The 16,054-nt window shown below is 45.5% G+C and carries 19 protein-coding genes; 12 read left to right on the top strand and 7 right to left on the bottom strand.

Translation table 11 applies throughout. The features are described 5' to 3' along the window. Nucleotides 1-11: 11 nt before the first annotated feature. Complete coding sequence (locus WA381_RS06395; protein WP_014947866.1) at nucleotides 12-488, bottom strand: MarR family winged helix-turn-helix transcriptional regulator; 477 nt, start codon at nucleotides 486-488, stop codon at nucleotides 12-14. 212 nt (nucleotides 489-700) lie between these two features. Here WA381_RS06395 and WA381_RS06390 point away from each other — a divergent pair, with 212 nt between their 5' ends. After that, nucleotides 701-1,120 carry an acyl-CoA thioesterase gene (locus tag WA381_RS06390; RefSeq protein ID WP_014975361.1) on the top strand — a complete coding sequence of 140 codons (420 nt, stop codon included), beginning with the start codon at nucleotides 701-703 and terminating at the stop codon, nucleotides 1,118-1,120. Between the two features lie 22 nt (nucleotides 1,121-1,142). Further along, on the top strand, nucleotides 1,143-1,841 hold the full coding sequence (locus WA381_RS06385; RefSeq protein ID WP_156085750.1) for a 2OG-Fe(II) oxygenase: 699 nt from the start codon (nucleotides 1,143-1,145) through the stop codon (nucleotides 1,839-1,841). On the opposite strand, the gene WA381_RS06380 is transcribed toward WA381_RS06385, so the two are convergent. From WA381_RS06380 to WA381_RS06365, 4 genes are all read right to left on the bottom strand, one after another. Continuing rightward, complete coding sequence (locus WA381_RS06380) at nucleotides 1,838-2,785, bottom strand: dihydrodipicolinate synthase family protein (protein WP_156085749.1); 948 nt, start codon at nucleotides 2,783-2,785, stop codon at nucleotides 1,838-1,840. The two genes, WA381_RS06385 and WA381_RS06380, sit on opposite strands and share 4 nt — an antisense overlap. Nucleotides 2,786-2,812: 27 nt before the next feature. Next, nucleotides 2,813-3,298 carry a DUF3299 domain-containing protein gene (locus tag WA381_RS06375; RefSeq protein WP_156085748.1) on the bottom strand — a complete coding sequence of 162 codons (486 nt, stop codon included), beginning with the start codon at nucleotides 3,296-3,298 and terminating at the stop codon, nucleotides 2,813-2,815. 141 nt (nucleotides 3,299-3,439) lie between these two features. Then, complete coding sequence (gene ppa, locus WA381_RS06370) at nucleotides 3,440-3,970, bottom strand: inorganic diphosphatase (protein WP_014947861.1); 531 nt, start codon at nucleotides 3,968-3,970, stop codon at nucleotides 3,440-3,442. Between the two features lie 130 nt (nucleotides 3,971-4,100). Further along, a complete protein-coding gene (locus tag WA381_RS06365; RefSeq protein ID WP_014947860.1) occupies nucleotides 4,101-5,078 on the bottom strand; it encodes a class 1 fructose-bisphosphatase in 978 nt (325 codons plus the stop codon). A 311-nt stretch (nucleotides 5,079-5,389) separates the two neighbouring features. On the opposite strand from WA381_RS06365, the gene mpl reads away from it, so the two are divergent. The 3 genes from mpl to WA381_RS06350 all read left to right on the top strand — a co-directional run bounded on the left by mpl (nucleotide 5,390) and on the right by WA381_RS06350 (nucleotide 8,264). Further along, on the top strand, nucleotides 5,390-6,748 hold the full coding sequence (gene mpl / locus WA381_RS06360) for a UDP-N-acetylmuramate:L-alanyl-gamma-D-glutamyl-meso-diaminopimelate ligase (RefSeq protein ID WP_156085747.1): 1,359 nt from the start codon (nucleotides 5,390-5,392) through the stop codon (nucleotides 6,746-6,748). 71 nt (nucleotides 6,749-6,819) lie between these two features. Then, nucleotides 6,820-7,452 (top strand): flavin prenyltransferase UbiX, encoded by a 633-nt coding sequence (locus WA381_RS06355; RefSeq protein WP_014975357.1) that lies wholly within the window; start codon nucleotides 6,820-6,822, stop codon nucleotides 7,450-7,452. A 2-nt stretch (nucleotides 7,453-7,454) separates the two neighbouring features. Then, nucleotides 7,455-8,264 carry a S1/P1 nuclease gene (locus WA381_RS06350; protein WP_014975356.1) on the top strand — a complete coding sequence of 270 codons (810 nt, stop codon included), beginning with the start codon at nucleotides 7,455-7,457 and terminating at the stop codon, nucleotides 8,262-8,264. 31 nt (nucleotides 8,265-8,295) lie between these two features. Here WA381_RS06350 and WA381_RS06345 read toward each other — a convergent pair whose 3' ends face one another. Further along, a complete protein-coding gene (locus WA381_RS06345; protein WP_014975355.1) occupies nucleotides 8,296-9,537 on the bottom strand; it encodes an ABC transporter substrate-binding protein in 1,242 nt (413 codons plus the stop codon). An 88-nt stretch (nucleotides 9,538-9,625) separates the two neighbouring features. After that, nucleotides 9,626-10,111, bottom strand: a complete 486-nt coding sequence (gene rraA / locus WA381_RS06340; protein ID WP_014947855.1) for a ribonuclease E activity regulator RraA — start codon at nucleotides 10,109-10,111, stop codon at nucleotides 9,626-9,628. A gap of 352 nt (nucleotides 10,112-10,463) precedes the next feature. On the opposite strand from rraA, the gene WA381_RS06335 reads away from it, so the two are divergent. Genes WA381_RS06335 through xerC form a run of 7 tightly spaced genes read left to right on the top strand, consistent with a single transcriptional unit; the run spans nucleotide 10,464 to nucleotide 16,034 of the window. After that, on the top strand, nucleotides 10,464-10,982 hold the full coding sequence (locus WA381_RS06335; RefSeq protein ID WP_014947854.1) for a phosphatase PAP2 family protein: 519 nt from the start codon (nucleotides 10,464-10,466) through the stop codon (nucleotides 10,980-10,982). A gap of 1 nt (nucleotide 10,983) precedes the next feature. Continuing rightward, nucleotides 10,984-12,051: an MJ1255/VC2487 family glycosyltransferase gene (locus tag WA381_RS06330; protein WP_156085746.1), complete on the top strand. Its 1,068-nt coding sequence runs from the start codon at nucleotides 10,984-10,986 to the stop codon at nucleotides 12,049-12,051. Nucleotides 12,052-12,063: 12 nt separating this feature from the next. Further along, nucleotides 12,064-12,300 carry an LPS translocon maturation chaperone LptM gene (gene lptM, locus WA381_RS06325; protein ID WP_069943528.1) on the top strand — a complete coding sequence of 79 codons (237 nt, stop codon included), beginning with the start codon at nucleotides 12,064-12,066 and terminating at the stop codon, nucleotides 12,298-12,300. Next, nucleotides 12,300-13,550 (top strand): diaminopimelate decarboxylase, encoded by a 1,251-nt coding sequence (lysA, locus tag WA381_RS06320; RefSeq protein WP_014975352.1) that lies wholly within the window; start codon nucleotides 12,300-12,302, stop codon nucleotides 13,548-13,550. Before lptM ends, lysA begins: the two co-directional genes overlap by 1 nt. 35 nt (nucleotides 13,551-13,585) lie before the next feature. Next, on the top strand, nucleotides 13,586-14,416 hold the full coding sequence (gene dapF / locus WA381_RS06315; RefSeq protein WP_156085745.1) for a diaminopimelate epimerase: 831 nt from the start codon (nucleotides 13,586-13,588) through the stop codon (nucleotides 14,414-14,416). Further along, nucleotides 14,413-15,108: a DUF484 family protein gene (locus WA381_RS06310; RefSeq protein ID WP_014975351.1), complete on the top strand. Its 696-nt coding sequence runs from the start codon at nucleotides 14,413-14,415 to the stop codon at nucleotides 15,106-15,108. The genes dapF and WA381_RS06310 overlap by 4 nt, the downstream gene beginning before the upstream one ends. Before the next feature lie 5 nt (nucleotides 15,109-15,113). Further along, nucleotides 15,114-16,034: a tyrosine recombinase XerC gene (xerC, locus tag WA381_RS06305; RefSeq protein WP_014947848.1), complete on the top strand. Its 921-nt coding sequence runs from the start codon at nucleotides 15,114-15,116 to the stop codon at nucleotides 16,032-16,034. The last annotated feature ends 20 nt before the right edge of the window (nucleotides 16,035-16,054 follow it).

The raw sequence follows: 16,054 nt of genomic DNA, 5'->3' as shown, positions 1-16,054 counted from the left end.
AATGTTCCCTATTATGAATTGGAGTGATAAGGAAATTGTTCATTTAAGCGCGTAAGAAGCGATTGTTTTTTTAGCGCCTGCTCCATGCTTTTGAGAGAGGCTTCAAGATTGACCTCTATCTCTTCCCAAAGGGCATCATATACGTCTTCAAATTCTTGCATTATCGTCACTATCTGCGCCGCCTCGGCCTTTGCTTTAGGCGCAATATCGTATACGCGCTTTCGCGAGTCTCGTTCATCGGGCACAGAAACAAAAAAGCCGTCTGCAACACTTTGCTTCAACCGACTTTCAATAAGTTGACGTGAAAGACCAATGTGACTTGCTAGCTCAGTTGACGAAAGAGGCCCTTGAGTATGAATCGCCAGTACCAGAGAAATACGATTTGCAGGTAGACTAATATTAAGCGCTTCAAATACCTCTTGGCCTTGAGTTGCAATAAGCTCGCTAGCACGCAACAGTATCGCGCCAAACTGAGGACTTCTGATCATAAATAGGCACCTTGTGATTTTTCTTCAAACTCATTTATGCAAATATTTGCGCAAAAATTTTCACAAATCAACTTATTTTTGAATATGTATATTTTGGTTAGGTGTTAAAAATGTTTTCCAACCGAATCAATTACTGTTTGATAAATGACTGAAATAGCTGCGGCATAATGCTAGAGTGAAAGCTAAATAAACAAAGAACCCTACTAAAAAATATGAGCCATTCAGTACCATTAGTTACGTCATTCGACGTACGTTTTTGTGAAACAGATGCCTTACAGCATGTAAGTAACACAGCATTAGTCGCTTGGTTTGAAGCAGCCAGAGAGCCTATTTTCAGAATGTTTACCCCTGAGCTAGACTTACAAAATTGGCCGCTAATTTTAGCCAGCTACAAAGTCGATTTTTTAGCTCAAATTTTTTATGGCAAACCTGTGACGGTTAAAACCTACATTAGCCGGCTAGGCAACAGTGCATTCGACGTGTTTCAAGAGTTATGGCAAGACGATAAGCTGTGCTCAACAGGCATTACCACCATGGTACATTTTGACTATAAAACACAGCGCTCTGCGCCTATACCGGATGAAGTGAAATCAGAACTACAGTCACACTTTAAAGAAGTACCAACTCAGTAATAAAGCGCAGTACGAGGTCTCCATGAGCGATTTAATTGAAGTTATTGATGATGTGTTACCACCAGAGCTGTGCAAACAACTCATGGAACGCTTTGAAAGCAGCCCTAATTTGTCTCAAGGCCGTACTGGCGGCGGCGTCGACTTAGATAAAAAACGCAGCATGGATGTGTCGATAAGCCGCAACCCGGAATTTAAAGACCTATTTCAGCAAGTGATGCAGCACACTGGCCGGCAGCTGGTCTCCTACATTGAAAAGTACTATTTTGCACTTGTTGGGCCTATAGGCTTGACCGTACGCCATCCCAAAACTGGTGAACCGGTAAAAGTAACAGGTGAAAATTTTGATGAAGTGGGTAAACCCAATTTGGCAAATTTGGTGAATTACCTGTTTCGGGTCGGCGATGTAAATGCACAGCGCTACACCGCAGGCAATGGTGGCTACCCGTACTGGCATTCAGAAGTCTATCCACAGCTTCAACATAACGATGCACTGCACCGCGTATTGCTGTTTATGTACTACTTAAACGATGTGGAAGAAGGCGGCGAGACGGAGTTTTATTATCAAAACCGCGCGGTTAAGCCCAAAGCAGGCAGAATGGTGATTGCGCCTGCCTATTTTACTCACACGCATCGCGGCCAAATTCCAAAAAGTAACGACAAGTACATTTTAACGTCGTGGCTTCTATTTAACCGCGCTGAGCAGATATATACGCAGGGCTAGCTTAACGACAACTGCGCGATAATACGTTCTAGCTCGCTGTACTCTTTCTTGTCGATAGGTAAGAAGGGTGCAGGCAAGCTAGGCGTTTCACAATAGCCCAAAATTTCTGCCGCGGCAGCAACCACACGCAAACCACCGCCATTGCGCGCAAACATGCTCCATATTTCGTTTAACTCTTGCGACTGAGCCTGTGCATCCACAGCATTACCAGACTGAGCGGCGTCGATAATACGCATTACGGTTCGCGGGAATATTCCCCCTATAACAGAGAGCCATAGGTCACAACCTTCACTCATTCCTGCTGCGCCAAAACTATCACCACTCACGCCTATAGCAATGTGTGCAGGCATTATCTCTCGTAATGATGCTAATCGACGAGCGCCTTCGCTACTGCTTACTTCAGAGGGTGGGATATCCTTGCTCGAACTATTATCCATTGAGCTCTTGGCAAACGGAGTACCGGGTATTTTAATCGCCCCGATATTCGGCAATTTGCCTATGCGGCGGTATAAATCTTCGCTGAAGGTAAAATTAGTCACACGAGGATTTTCGTAAACGCAGATAGGCACAGATACCTCGTGACTCACTGCCTCATAGAGGCCATACACTTCTTCTTCGTTAAGCACTTGATAGGAAACGGGTGCTAACAGCACAGCATTAACACCTGCTTGCTGCACAGCTTCAACGTTTTTTAGCACGTCATAGGTTCTCAGCGCCCCAACGCCTGCCATAACAGGAATGCCATTTGCGTGGTCGACGGCGAGCTTGGCTACGTCGTACTTTTCCCCTCGCGTTAGATAAGGATACAGCCCAGTAGAGCCTATCGCGCAAATTGAATCTACATTCGCCGAAGCCAAATTCTCAACAAGCCCTTTAAATGTTTTGTAATCAATAGCTTCTTGTTTGAATGGAGTAATGGGAAACGCTGATAATCCTGTAAACACCTGATATCCTTTTTAAACGTTTTATGCTTAAAACCCTTCTACGGCTTCGCCTTTCAAACGGTAACCTACAGACGCGATGTCGCCTTTCCAACCGTCAGTCGACAGTTCGCCGGTTACCCAAATTGCATCGTAAATATTATCTATGGGCACACCTTCTTCAAATTTTACGTAAACAATTTGATTAGACGGCGGCGGTGGTACGTGAATACAGGCTCCGAAATATGGAACAAGTAAGAACTCAGTGGTTAGCTCTGCCGTACCTTCTAGCGGCACAACAAAACCCGGGATTTTCACCCGTTTACCATCAAAGGTATCGACAACGGGTGCGTCAGGCTGAAGCTGACTCATCTCGCCATTGTGTTGAACTGAAGGTGGCGCGAGCTCATTAAAGCCCTCGGGCACTAGGTCTTCCCAATATACTTCAGTAGGAGTTTCATCTGCCAAAGAGTTAAAAGTTACAACCATCATTATTACAGCAAACAATGAAGTCATGGATAATTTATGGTGAATCATACTGCTCTCTATCGTTGAGTATTTTGTTCGCTTTTTTGTATCGGCTTTTGCTTGTCGTTTTCAATCTTCACTTTTTAGCCACATACAAAAAGGGCTGGTATTACACCAGCCCTTTGTATCATCAATTTAAAGCAGCGTGAATTATTCTGCTTCGAAACGCGCGATGCTTGCGGTAATTTCTTCTTTTGCAGCGGCAGCGTCTGCCCAACCGTCAATCTTCACCCATTTGCCTTCTTCAAGATCTTTATAGTGCTCGAAGAAGTGCTCAATTTGCTTAAGAAGAAGCGGAGGTACGTCTGCAATTTCTTTAACGTCACGATAGATAGTAGAAAGCTTGTCTACTGGTACCGCTAGTACTTTTGCGTCTTTACCAGACTCGTCAGTCATGTTTAGTACACCAACTGGACGACACTTAATGACAGAACCTGCAAGTAGTGGGAACGGAGTCATTACTAGAACGTCAACTGGGTCGCCATCTTCAGACAACGTGTTGTTCACGTAACCGTAGTTAGTTGGGTAGTGCATACAAGTTGCCATGAAACGGTCAACAAATAGTGCACCTGTGTCTTTGTCTACTTCGTACTTCACCGGGTCAGCGTGTGCTGGAATTTCGATGATCACATTTACTTCGTCTGGTACGTTTTTACCAGCAGAAATAGCACTCAAGCTCATTCTTTGGTCCTTTCAATGATGTATAAGAAATTTTGGGTTAAGTATACGGTGACAGCAGCAAAATAAAAACGCTTTACGACCCATGTCGTACTAATCTCTTTATTTTTCGTTAAATTTTGCTGCTTTTTCGCTATTTCGCGTTGTCGTTGTAGCTCAAGCACATCTCAACTTCTTCTTTAGAGCCGATAATGCACGGTACACGTTGATGAATTTCTTCAGGCATAACTTCCAGAATTCGGCCAGTGCCTGTTTCTGCTTTTCCACCTGCTTGCTCCATTAAGAATGCCATCGGGTTAGCTTCGTAAAGCAAGCGTAATTTACCTGGCTTAGACGGGTCCCTGTTATCGAATGGATACATAAAGATGCCACCGCGACAAAGCAAACGATGAATATCACCCACCATTGCCGCTACCCAGCGCATATTAAAGTTTTTGCCTCTAGGGCCATCTTTACCTGCTAGAAGGTCGGCAATGTATGCCTGCATTGCAGGTTCCCAATGACGCTGGTTCGACGCATTAATCGAAAACTCTGACGTTTGCTCAGGTACTTGAATATTAGGGTGAGTAAGCAGGAAACCACCGTGGGTTTTATCAAGCGTATAAATATGCGTGCCGCGCCCCGTCGTCAACGCCAGCATAGTAGACGGGCCATACAGCACATAGCCTGCAGCTACCATCTGCGTTCCAGGCTGTAAGAAAGCAGACGGATCATCTGGTTTCATCCACTGTGGCGCATGGGTAATAGAGAAAATAGTACCAATTAGGCTGTTAATTTCAGTGTTTGACGACCCATCTAGCGGGTCGAAGCTTACTAAGTAATTACCGTCTGGATTACACGGCACAACGTCATCTTCTTCTTCAGAAGAAATGGCTTTTACGTAGCCAGATTCCCTTAGCGTGTCTTTTAAAATGTGGTTAGAGATAACGTCGAGCTTTTTCTGTGTTTCGCCCTGTACGTTTTCTGAAAGGGTTGAACCGAGCACGCCAGCAAGTGCGCCTTGACTCACGCGGAAAGAAATTTCTTTACAGCCCGCTAGCAGTGTACGAATGAGTAAAATTAACTCAAGCGGTGCACCGTCTTGTTGCAATTGGGAATTTAAACGTTTCATTGAATGTAAGCCTTTTTTTCGTGTGTAGGGTGTTGTGCTACCAGTCGCTCAGCTTTCCTTACCGGCGTTTGTCTGAAGCACACACAGGTTTTAAACCTGTGGTTAGATTGTAACCGTGTTCTTGGGTAAGTGGAACACGCCCGTAAAATGTCATACACACACCATACCAGTTTGCACATCATAGATTCATAGGTGTTTAGCGTATTACAACGGCTTAAGGCATTTATTGAATGATTAAAATTGAATTATCTATAGGCCACGGGGTTCTGATACAGTACCCCAATAACATGATAATTCATTGAGAATGCGCTATGCATGTACATATTTTAGGCATTTGTGGAAGTTTTATGGGCGGCATCGCCGCTATTGCTAAATCACTCGGCCACAAAGTAACAGGGTCTGATAAAAACGTTTATCCGCCCATGAGCACCCAGCTTGAAGCATTAGGCATTGAGTTGACCGAAGGTTATTGCGAAAGCCAGTTTGATCCAGCGCCAGATATGGTAGTGATTGGTAACGCGATGTCGCGCGGTAACCCCGCCGTTGAATACGTGTTAAACCGAAACCTGCCTTACACTAGCGGCCCCCAATGGCTGCTTGATAACTTACTAAAAGATCGTTGGGTCATTGGGTTATCAGGTACCCACGGTAAAACGACTACTAGCAGTATGGTCGCGTGGATTTTAGAACACGCTGGTCTTAACCCTGGTTATTTGATTGGCGGCGTACCAGAGAATTTTGGCGTATCGGCTCGCGTGGGTGAAAGCCCCTTTTTTGTCATTGAAGCTGACGAATACGACAGCGCATTTTTCGATAAGCGTTCTAAGTTCGTACACTATCGTCCAAAAACCTTGGTAATTAACAACCTTGAGTTTGACCATGCAGATATTTTTGCTGACCTTGGGGCTATTCAAACCCAGTTCCACCATTTGGTTCGCATGGTGCCAGAAAACGGGCTTATTCTTACACCTAACAATACGCCCACAATTGAGGATATGCTCAAGAAAGGTTGCTGGTCTTCTCGCCAATCGTTGGGCAAAGAGTGGCATGCGGAACTGTTAAAGAAAGACGGCAGTGAATTCAATGTATTACATAACGGCGTTATAGCTGGAACGGTAACCTGGGCTTTGGTTGGTCAACACAATGTGGACAATGCTTTAATGGCCATAGCTGCCGCCCACCATGCAGGTGTTACCTTACCTGATGCCATAGACGCCTTATCATTTTTTAAGAATGTTAAGCGTCGCATGGAAGTAAAGGGTGAAGTAAACAACATCACCCTTTATGACGACTTTGCACACCACCCTACTGCAATTGCGACTACACTTGATGGACTGCGCAAGAAAGTGGGTAATGCCCGTATTTTGGCTGTGCTAGAGCCGCGCTCTAACACGATGAAAATGGGTGTGCACAAAGATACGCTGGCAAACTCATGGCAGAAAGCCGATAAGGTTTACCTTTATGAACCTGAAGGCATGGACTGGTCGTTAGTCGATTCGGTAGCGCACAGCAACGCGCCTACGCACTGCTTCAGAGATGTAGAGAAGATCGTTCAAGGCGTTTGCAACGTAGCACAACCGGGCGATCATATTCTTGTAATGAGTAACGGCGGTTTTGAAGGCATTCATGGCCGAATACTCGACGCCCTAAAAATGAAGTCCAAATTGTAAATAGACAGAATAAAACGAAGTGTTACCCGATAGACAAGCGCATTATGCTTGTCATCTACAGAGGCTATACAATGAAACATGACAAGCAAGTCACGCTTGCTATCACAGGCGCATCTGGCGCGCCTTATGCGCTTACACTATTGAAATCGCTAGTTAACGCCGATTACCAAGTGTATGTATTAATCTCTTCCGCTGCCAAAGTGGTGTTTGCCACCGAAGAGAACGTCAAGATACCCGGGCGTCCCGAAGATGCAGCTGCGTTCTTTACCGAGCATTGCAATGCAAAACCTGACCAAATCAAGGTATTTGGAAAAGAAGAGTGGTTTTCACCGGTAGCTTCAGGCTCAGCGGCCCCCGCAAAAATGGTGGTTTGCCCGTGTTCTACAGGTACGCTTTCGGCCATTAGCATTGGCGCTAGCGACAACCTTATTGAGCGCGCAGCTGATGTCGTTCTAAAAGAGCGTGGACAACTTATTTTGGTGCCTCGTGAAATGCCACTTTCTTCTATTCATCTAGAAAATATGCTCAAGCTTTCGCAAATGGGTGCTACTATTATGCCTGCAGCGCCTGGCTTTTATCACAATCCTAAAACTATCGATGACTTGGTAGATTTTGTGGTGGCGCGCATACTAGACCACCTAGGTATTGAGCAGTCTCTTGTCGCAAGATGGGGCTACCAGTCTTCCAAACATTCTGAGGATTAACCATGTTCGCGTTTGCAAACAGGATTTGCGCAGTTGCGCTGAGCACGCTATTTACATTGTGTATTTCATCACCCGCTTTCGGATGGGGGCAAACCGGTCACCGAGTGACTGGCGCTATTGCCGAGCAATATCTTAGCCCTCTTTCACAAGCTGCACTAATGGAGTTATTACCACACGGTTCGTTGGCTGAAGCCTCAACTCACGCTGACGAAATGCGTTCTGACCCAAGCGAATTTTGGCAGAAAACCGCTAGCCCTTGGCACTATGTATCTGTACCTCAAGGAAAGACCTACGAAGAAGTTGGCGCACCAAAGCAAGGTGATGCGGTTACCGCGTTAAAGCAGTTTACTGAAACGTTAAAAAGCGACACCGCCACCATTGAAGAAAAGCGTCTGGCCCTTCAGTTCATTGTGCATATTATTGGCGACCTTCATCAGCCGCTTCATGCCGGAAACGGAACTGATCGTGGCGGTAACGATGTAAAAGTGCGCTTCTTCTGGCAAGACTCTAACTTACATCGCGTGTGGGACTCGCAAATGCTAGATCAGCGCGACCTGTCTTATTCGGAGTGGACGTCTTGGTTAACAAAAGCTATTACGGCTAAGGATATTCGTAGTTGGGCCACCACCGACCCTATGGTGTGGATTGAAGAAAGCACCGCTATTCGCGATACCATTTATCCTGATGACGCAAACAATATGAGCTATGACTACTTATACAACCACCTGCCTACTGCTAAAAAGCGTTTGCAGATGGCGGGAATTCGCATTGCCATGTATTTGAACAACGTGTTTGACGAAGCAGAGCACTAGTCAAAAGTTGAGCTCGATTAGCATCTCATAGTTAATCGAGCTGATACACTTCCAACCTTAGCGCTTCAAGAGCCTCTGTCGTACTACCTACATCTGCTGATTTCATAAAGTCTCTCAACAGTGTCATGGCAGGTTCTGCGAATTCGTGAGGCACGACCCTATCGAAATATGGACTTGTGCTTTCCGCCGTATTTAACTGCTTAGCGCCCATATCATTAAAGTAATTCGGAAAATGCTCACTTCCCGCCAAAGGAGAAAATCCCCCTGCGTGAAGATTAAATCGCGACTGGGCCTTGTGTGTAGCCATGAACGACAAAAATTGTCGCGCCGCTTTTTGCTTCGAAGAACTAGCCCGAATAAAAAACACATCCAAAGGAGCTAGCTCAATGGTTTCTTGACCGGGACTGAGCTCTGGGAAAGAAAATATCCTAATTTTTGACTCTGCACTTTCAGGAATACGAGAGCTTAGAAAATGTCCAATTAACGTAACACCTGCCAAGCCTCGGTATAGATAAGGCATGGGGTCATACCAGTCCATGTTCTCTCCCGTATCCATGAAATAGCCCTTATCAATGAGTACTTTCCACAGAAGAAAAACCTGTACGACTCGCTCATCTTTATATGAGACACGGCCTGATAACAGTTCGTGGTGAAAGGACTCTCCATAAAGCCGTAAACTAATGAATTCAAACCAGCTTGTTAATACCCACGGCGCATCATACCCAATGGCTATGGGCGTAATACCTTTCTCTTTTAAAGCCTGACAGAGGTGAAGAAATTCGTCCCACGTATTTGGTGCAGCAAGTCCCAGAGAATCAAAAAGCTCGGCATTATAAAAAAAGGACCACGGATAATGGGATACCGGAATAGCGTAGAAGCGGCCATTAAGGCTAACTTGAGAGGACACCGACACTCTAAACGCATCTGTTAGTCGCTGTGCTTGCCAAACGTCACTTATGTCGCTCACCCATCCACTGCGAACAAGGTCGAGCAGCCGCTCGTCGCCATACCAATAAAGTACGTCTGGCCCTTCACCCGTTTTAAGCCATTTGAGAACTTGCTGCTTATACTTATCGGTATGTACGCCCACCGCATTGAGCGTAATATCAGGCGCTATTTTGGCAAATTCTTGCTCAATGTCAGAGATTAAGTAACGTTCGTTAACGTTATCATTCAGCCATCCGACAGTAAGCGTCTCTGCCTTTGAGGGCAACGCCAACATAGCCAAAAAAACGGTAAGACAAAAAGGATATAACCCGTAAATTGCTCGCACCAAAAGCCCCTGCTTAAACTGAGTTTGCAGAACTTATCGGTTAATAAACGCCAGGTGCGCCCCTAAAATTACGCGCTATTTATGGCACTCAGTCCAGATCGAGAGGTTCAGGAGAGAGAATAACGCCCGTGCTATCAGCATACAAATGATCTTCTGGTAAAAACGTAACGCCACCAAAGTTAACGGGCACGTCTACCTCACCAATACTTTCACACTCAGCATTTACTGGAATGGCGGCTACCGCCAAAACACCGATATCTAATTCGGCAAGGCTATCAACTTCTCGCACGCTGCCGTATATCACAACCCCTTCCCAATCGTTATCGATTGCAACTTGAGCAGAGGATGCATCGAACAGTGCACGACGGCTAGAACCACCGCCATCAATAAGCAGTACTTTTCCAGCACCGGGCTGAGCAAGTACTCGGTCGATAAGGCCTCTGTCTTCAAAGCATTTAATTGTGGTAATTTCACCACCGAAAGAATACCGGCCACCAAAGCTCGCGAAAATTGGATCTACCACGTCTACGCTATCAGCAAACAAATCGCATAATTCAGATGTGTTGTATTCCATCGTTCTGCCTTACTAAAATTGAGAAGACTAAAATTAAGTGAAAACAAAGCGCTGCTTACGCTTCTAAAACTAGCATAGCATTAAATGTGGCAATGCAAACGTTTGATTTAACGCCTTTCGTCGAATTTTCTACTTTTTTCAAAACTCATCAAAACTTGCTCTCCCCTCCCCCAAATGAGCACATATTTTGCTTAGCTTTTTATCTTTTACAGCCATTCCCAATATCTGTTCGCCAGGACAAAAGAAAAAGTAAAAGCGAAGCTCGCTGTCAAAAAAGTTTCTTTTTTTCGTCACCCACTGGTCACAGATGAACTTTAGCCTGTGCAGTAATTAACCGATAGGGGACAAGGCGATGTTGATTAAATCCTTGACCAAATACGATACTGACTTGTTTTATCGCCTGTACAAACTGACGCAAAAAAGAGACTGCAGAAGTATTATCTGGCTGTCGAAAACCGGCGATGGTTACCTGTACCTTGTTATCGGTGCGCTGCTTTGGGCATTTGAGCCTGAACACGGTGAGCTTTTCCTCTACACAGCGCTGATGGCTTATGCGCTGGAATTACCCATTTATGTGCTGCTTAAGAAAATGTTCAAGCGCCCTCGCCCTTGCGATTTTCTAATGAATTTAACAGCACATGTCACGCCTTCGGATAAATTCTCTCTTCCTTCAGGCCACACGGCAGCAGCCACATTGATGGCGAGCATAGTGGCTCATTATTATCCGTCGTTTGCGGTATTGGCTTACAGCTGGGCCGCGTTAATTGGTCTTTCACGTGTGTTACTGGGTGTTCATTACCCGTCAGACGTGATCGCAGGGACGCTTCTAGGCGTTACAATAGCAACGTTGAGCATTTCTATTCTGGGGTAGCATGAGATTACTGTATGGTGTGCAAGGCACCGGTAACGGACACATCGCCCGTGCGCGAATAATGGCTGCAGCTCTGGCACAGCGCGATGACATTAACGTTGACTTTGTGTTTACTGGTCGTCCCCCTGAGAAGTATTTCGACATGGAAATATTCGGAGAATACCGAACCTTTACTGGCCTGAGCTTTATCACCAAAGGAGGCCGGGTTGATAAATGGGCGACCGTTAAAGATGCAAATGTAAGCCAGTTTATAAAAGACGTGAAAGCCTTTGATACCAGCAACTACGATTTGCTAGTCAATGACTTTGAGCCCGTTACGGCGTGGGCAGCTAAACAGCAAGGTCTATCTTCTATTTCGATTAGCCATCAGGCTGCATTTGCCTACGACGTCCCTAAAAGTGGCAACACGATTTTCGACTCCTTGCTAATGAAAGTGTTTGCACCAACAGAGATTCAACTAGGTGTGCACTGGTATCACTTCAATCAACCGATTATTCCGCCATTCGTTGCAGAAAAGCCGATTGTGTCTTCGGGAAATGGTCACGTTCTGGTTTACTTACCTTTTGAAGATATTGAAGATGTTCAACAAATGTTGGAACCCCTAAGCGATCAGGTTTTCGAATGCTTTCACCCGAACATCGATGAAGCGAAAGAAGTGGGACATATTCATTGGCACCCTACATCTAAGAAGCACTTTCAAAAAGCCCTACAGCACGCCAGTGGCGTAATCGCCAATGGGGGGTTTGAGCTATCGAGTGAGGCACTTCAACTGGGCAAGAAGCTGCTTATAAAACCTTTACACGGCCAGTTTGAGCAACTATCGAATGTGCTTACATTAAATAAATTGGATTTATGCCACACCCTGTTTCAACTTGATACCGACATTGTTGAAGAGTGGCTAGAAGCTCCCGACAACGAAGCAATTGCCTTTCCAGACAACCCCAACATTCTTATCGATTGGCTTAAAAACAAAGACTTTTCTGATACGCAAAGCCTGTGCGATGCGCTTTGGAAAAACGTTCGATATGGCGATAAAACACAAGAACGATTATTGGCTCTTGCAATTTAACGCCGCAATGCGATGATAGCGGCATTTGTCGTATTCTTCGCGGGATTTTTCGTGCTTAAAAAGTCAGTTGTTTTCTTGCTAACACTCACAGCATTATGTGGCTGTGGTTACAAAGGGGCGCTCTACATTCCTGACGCGCCTGCACAAAACACGTCTGCTGAACCAGCGTCTTCTGAAAATGCAGAAACCGGCGCCGACTCTGACACCAATAACACTTCACCCGCAACTACTTCTGGAGAGCTGAACTAGTGGATTATTTCGCCTACAGCCAAGGTCAGCTTCATGCTGAACAAGTGGCTGTTTCTGATATTGCAGCCCAGCATGGAACGCCGGTTTACATCTATTCACGTGCAACATTAGAGCGTCACTGGCACGCATTTAATGATGCCATTGGTGAGCATCCTCACCTTGTGTGTTACGCGGTAAAAGCGAATTCGAACATCGGTGTATTAAGCGTTCTAGCCAAATTAGGTTCAGGCTTTGATATCGTTTCAGCAGGTGAACTCGCTCGCGTAATCGAGGCCGGTGGCGATGCAAGTAAGGTAGTATTTTCAGGCGTTGGTAAAAAGCATGATGAAATTCGCTATGCGCTAGAACAAGGCATCATGTGTTTCAACGTAGAATCAGAGCCAGAGCTTCATCGAATTAACCAGGTTGCGGGCGAAATGGGCGTGAAAGCCCCTATTTCACTGCGCATAAACCCGGATGTGGATGCCAAAACTCACCCTTATATTTCTACAGGCTTGAAGGCAAATAAATTCGGTATTGCTCGTGAGCGAGCGCTTGCTACCTATGAATTGGCCGCATCGCTACCTCATTTAAATGTTGTTGGTATGGACTGCCATATCGGCTCGCAGCTCACAGAAATCGGCCCATTTGTAGACGCCTTGGAGCGCTTGCTTCTGCTTATTGATGAATTAGCTGAACGCAACATTATCATTGAACATTTAGATGTGGGCGGTGGTCTTGGTGTTACTTATAACAACGAGCAACCACCTCATCCTAAAGCCTATGCACAAGCCATGGCTGAAAAAATGGTAGGCCGTGAAAACCTAAAGCTTATTCTTGAGCCAGGCCGCGCTATTGCAGCAAACGCCGGTATTTTAGTTACCGAAGTTGAATTCATTAAAGAAGGTGAAGAAAAAAGCTTCGCCATTGTCGACGCTGCAATGAACGACTTGTTACGCCCTGCACTTTACTCAGCATGGCAAAAAATTATTCCTGTAAAAGAAGAAACTACGGCAACACCACGTATTTACGATGTAGTAGGCCCTGTGTGTGAAACTGGTGACTTTATAGGAAAAGATCGTGAATTAGCCATTGAACCAACAGACTTACTTGCAGTTCGCAGCGCCGGTGCCTATGGTTTTGTTATGGCGTCAAACTACAACAGTCGCTGTCGTCCAGCCGAGATTATGGTAGACGGTGACAAAGCAATTGTGGTTCGTGAAAGAGAAAAACAAAAAGATCTCTGGCAAGGTGAGTACAAACTTCCGTAAACTAGAGACAAACTAACAAGATAGATGCGCGTTTAATGCAGGTTCAATTTTCTAAAATGCACGGTTTGGGTAACGATTTCATGGTTATTGATAACGTTACTCAGAACGTCTTTTTCTCTAAAGAAAAAATTCAGCAACTGGCTAACCGAAACTTCGGCATTGGCTTCGACCAGCTGTTGATGGTGGAACCGCCTTACGATCCTGAACAAGACTTCCACTATCGTATCTTCAACGCGGACGGTTCGGAAGTAGAGCAGTGTGGCAATGGCGCGCGCTGCTTCGCACGTTTTGTTAAGCAAAAAGGTCTCATTAATCGCAACAAAATTGTCGTAAGCACCAAAGCTGGAAAAATGGTGCTGTATCTTGAGAAAGATGGTCAGGTTACTGTGAACATGGGTAAACCTGAATTCGAACCTGCGAATATTCCACTTAAAGCCAATAAGCAAGAAAACACCTACATATTGCGAGTCGGCGAGAGCACGCTATTCATTGGATCGGCATCGATGGGTAACCCACATTGCGTGATGGAAGTCGACGACGTTGATACTGCTAATGTGGCCGAGATTGGTCCACTTGTTGAAAAGCACGAACGCTTCCCTGAAGGCGTAAACGTTGGCTTTATGCAAATAATCAATGAGTCACATATTAAACTTCGCGTATTTGAACGAGGTTCAGGTGAGACCTTGGCCTGTGGTAGCGGCGCTTGTGCAGCGGTTGCAATTGGCCAGGTTCAGGGTAAATTAGGAAAAGACGTGCGGGTGGACTTACCCGGAGGCAGTTTACGTATACGCTGGCCTGGCCCAGATAACGTGTTAAAAATGACAGGGCCTGCTGAGCACGTGTACGACGGACATATAAATCTATGAGCGAATTATCAGGGCAGTCTAACGCTACGCAATTGATTGAGCCATTTAACGACACAACGGAATTGTCGAGTGCCGATGTGCGCGCGTTCTTGTTACAAAACCCTGAGTTCTTTGCCGAGCACTCCGACCTTCTTGAAAAAATTAAGCTTCCCCACGAGCAGAAAGGCAGTGTTTCACTGGTAGAAATTCAAAGCGATCAGCTTCGAAAGAAAGTTAGGCAGCTTAATTTTAAACTCAATCAGCTGGTGAGCATCGCTAAACAAAACGAAAAAATATATCGCGTTTACACCGATTTAAACGTGCAGCTTCTGCGCTGTGAAAGTGTTGCCGAAGTTCAGTTTACTTTGGAAGATGTGCTTCAAGAGCGTTTACAATTGTCGTCGGCGGTCATTAAAAGCTTTAAAGGTCCCCACGCGATCCCCGAACTACAGCAACGTTTATTTACTGAAAAACGTTTTAAAAATACCAACTTTTTCTTTGGCAGATTATCTCAACACGAACGCCAGCTTCTTTTCGGAGAAAGCCCTGCGGAGTCTGTAGCGCTAATGCTGCTTGGTGACAACCGTGAACTCGGTATTTTAGGTATTAGCAGCAGTGACGCCAGCCACTTCACCCCAGATATGGACACCTTGTTACTTCAACAGCTTCAGCAAGTGCTTAATATTATCTTGCCTGAAATGATGGGATATTAGGTGTAGTGTCTACGGACGCATTGATAAGCGAACCTTGCCAGCAATGGCTAGATAAGTTTCTGCTACATCTACAGGTAGAACGTGGGTTATCTCTTCACACTATCAAAAATTATCAGCGCCAGCTTACCGAAGTTGCAAAGCTACTTGGGCTTTACGAGTGGTCGGGACTAACGCCAAGCGACATAAAGCGGGTAATGGCTGATGCAAAGATGTCAGGGCACAGCCCGCGCAGTATAGCATTGCGCCTATCGGCACTTAGAACCTTCTGCCAATATCTTATCGATCATCAGCAACTATTCAGCAACCCTGTAGAGGGTATTCAAGCTCCAAAACAAGGGAAGCCATTGCCTAAGCAACTAAGCGTAGATGAAATGCAGCAGCTTCTTAATGCCTCCCCCCGAAGCAGTGACGACGATGAGGGTATGCAATTACGTGATGTGGCTATGTTTGAGCTACTTTATGGCTGTGGACTGCGCTTGAGCGAACTGACTGGGCTTAATTTGGCCGACTGTCTAAAGGACGGTACCGTGAAGGTCATGGGTAAAGGAAGTAAACAGCGAATACTTCCGTTAGGCCGACACGCACAAAAAGCACTTAACGCGTGGTTAAAGGTACGCCCTGCCTACGCATCACCTTACGAAAGTGCGGTCTTTGTGAGTAAGCGCAAAACCCGCATATCCAATCGACAAGTCGCTAATCGCCTCGATAAAATGGCAAGCGAACAGTCGCTGTCACAAAAAGTAAGCCCTCACAAACTGCGCCATTCCTTTGCTACGCACGTATTAGAATCCAGCGGAGATTTGCGTGCGGTTCAAGAGCTATTAGGTCATGCTAACTTGTCAACAACACAAGTTTATACCCATCTGGATTTTCAGCATCTCGCTAAGGTTTATGACGCGGCTCACCCTCGCGCACACAAGAAATAACGCTACTAGAAGGTTTCCCC

The organism is Alteromonas sp. CH_MED4-4 (genome assembly GCF_037029575.1).
GTDB classification, from domain to species: Bacteria; Pseudomonadota; Gammaproteobacteria; order Enterobacterales; family Alteromonadaceae; genus Alteromonas; species Alteromonas macleodii.
Note: the sequence above shows the minus strand (reverse complement) of the source record. Positions and strands in the feature narration are given on the sequence as shown.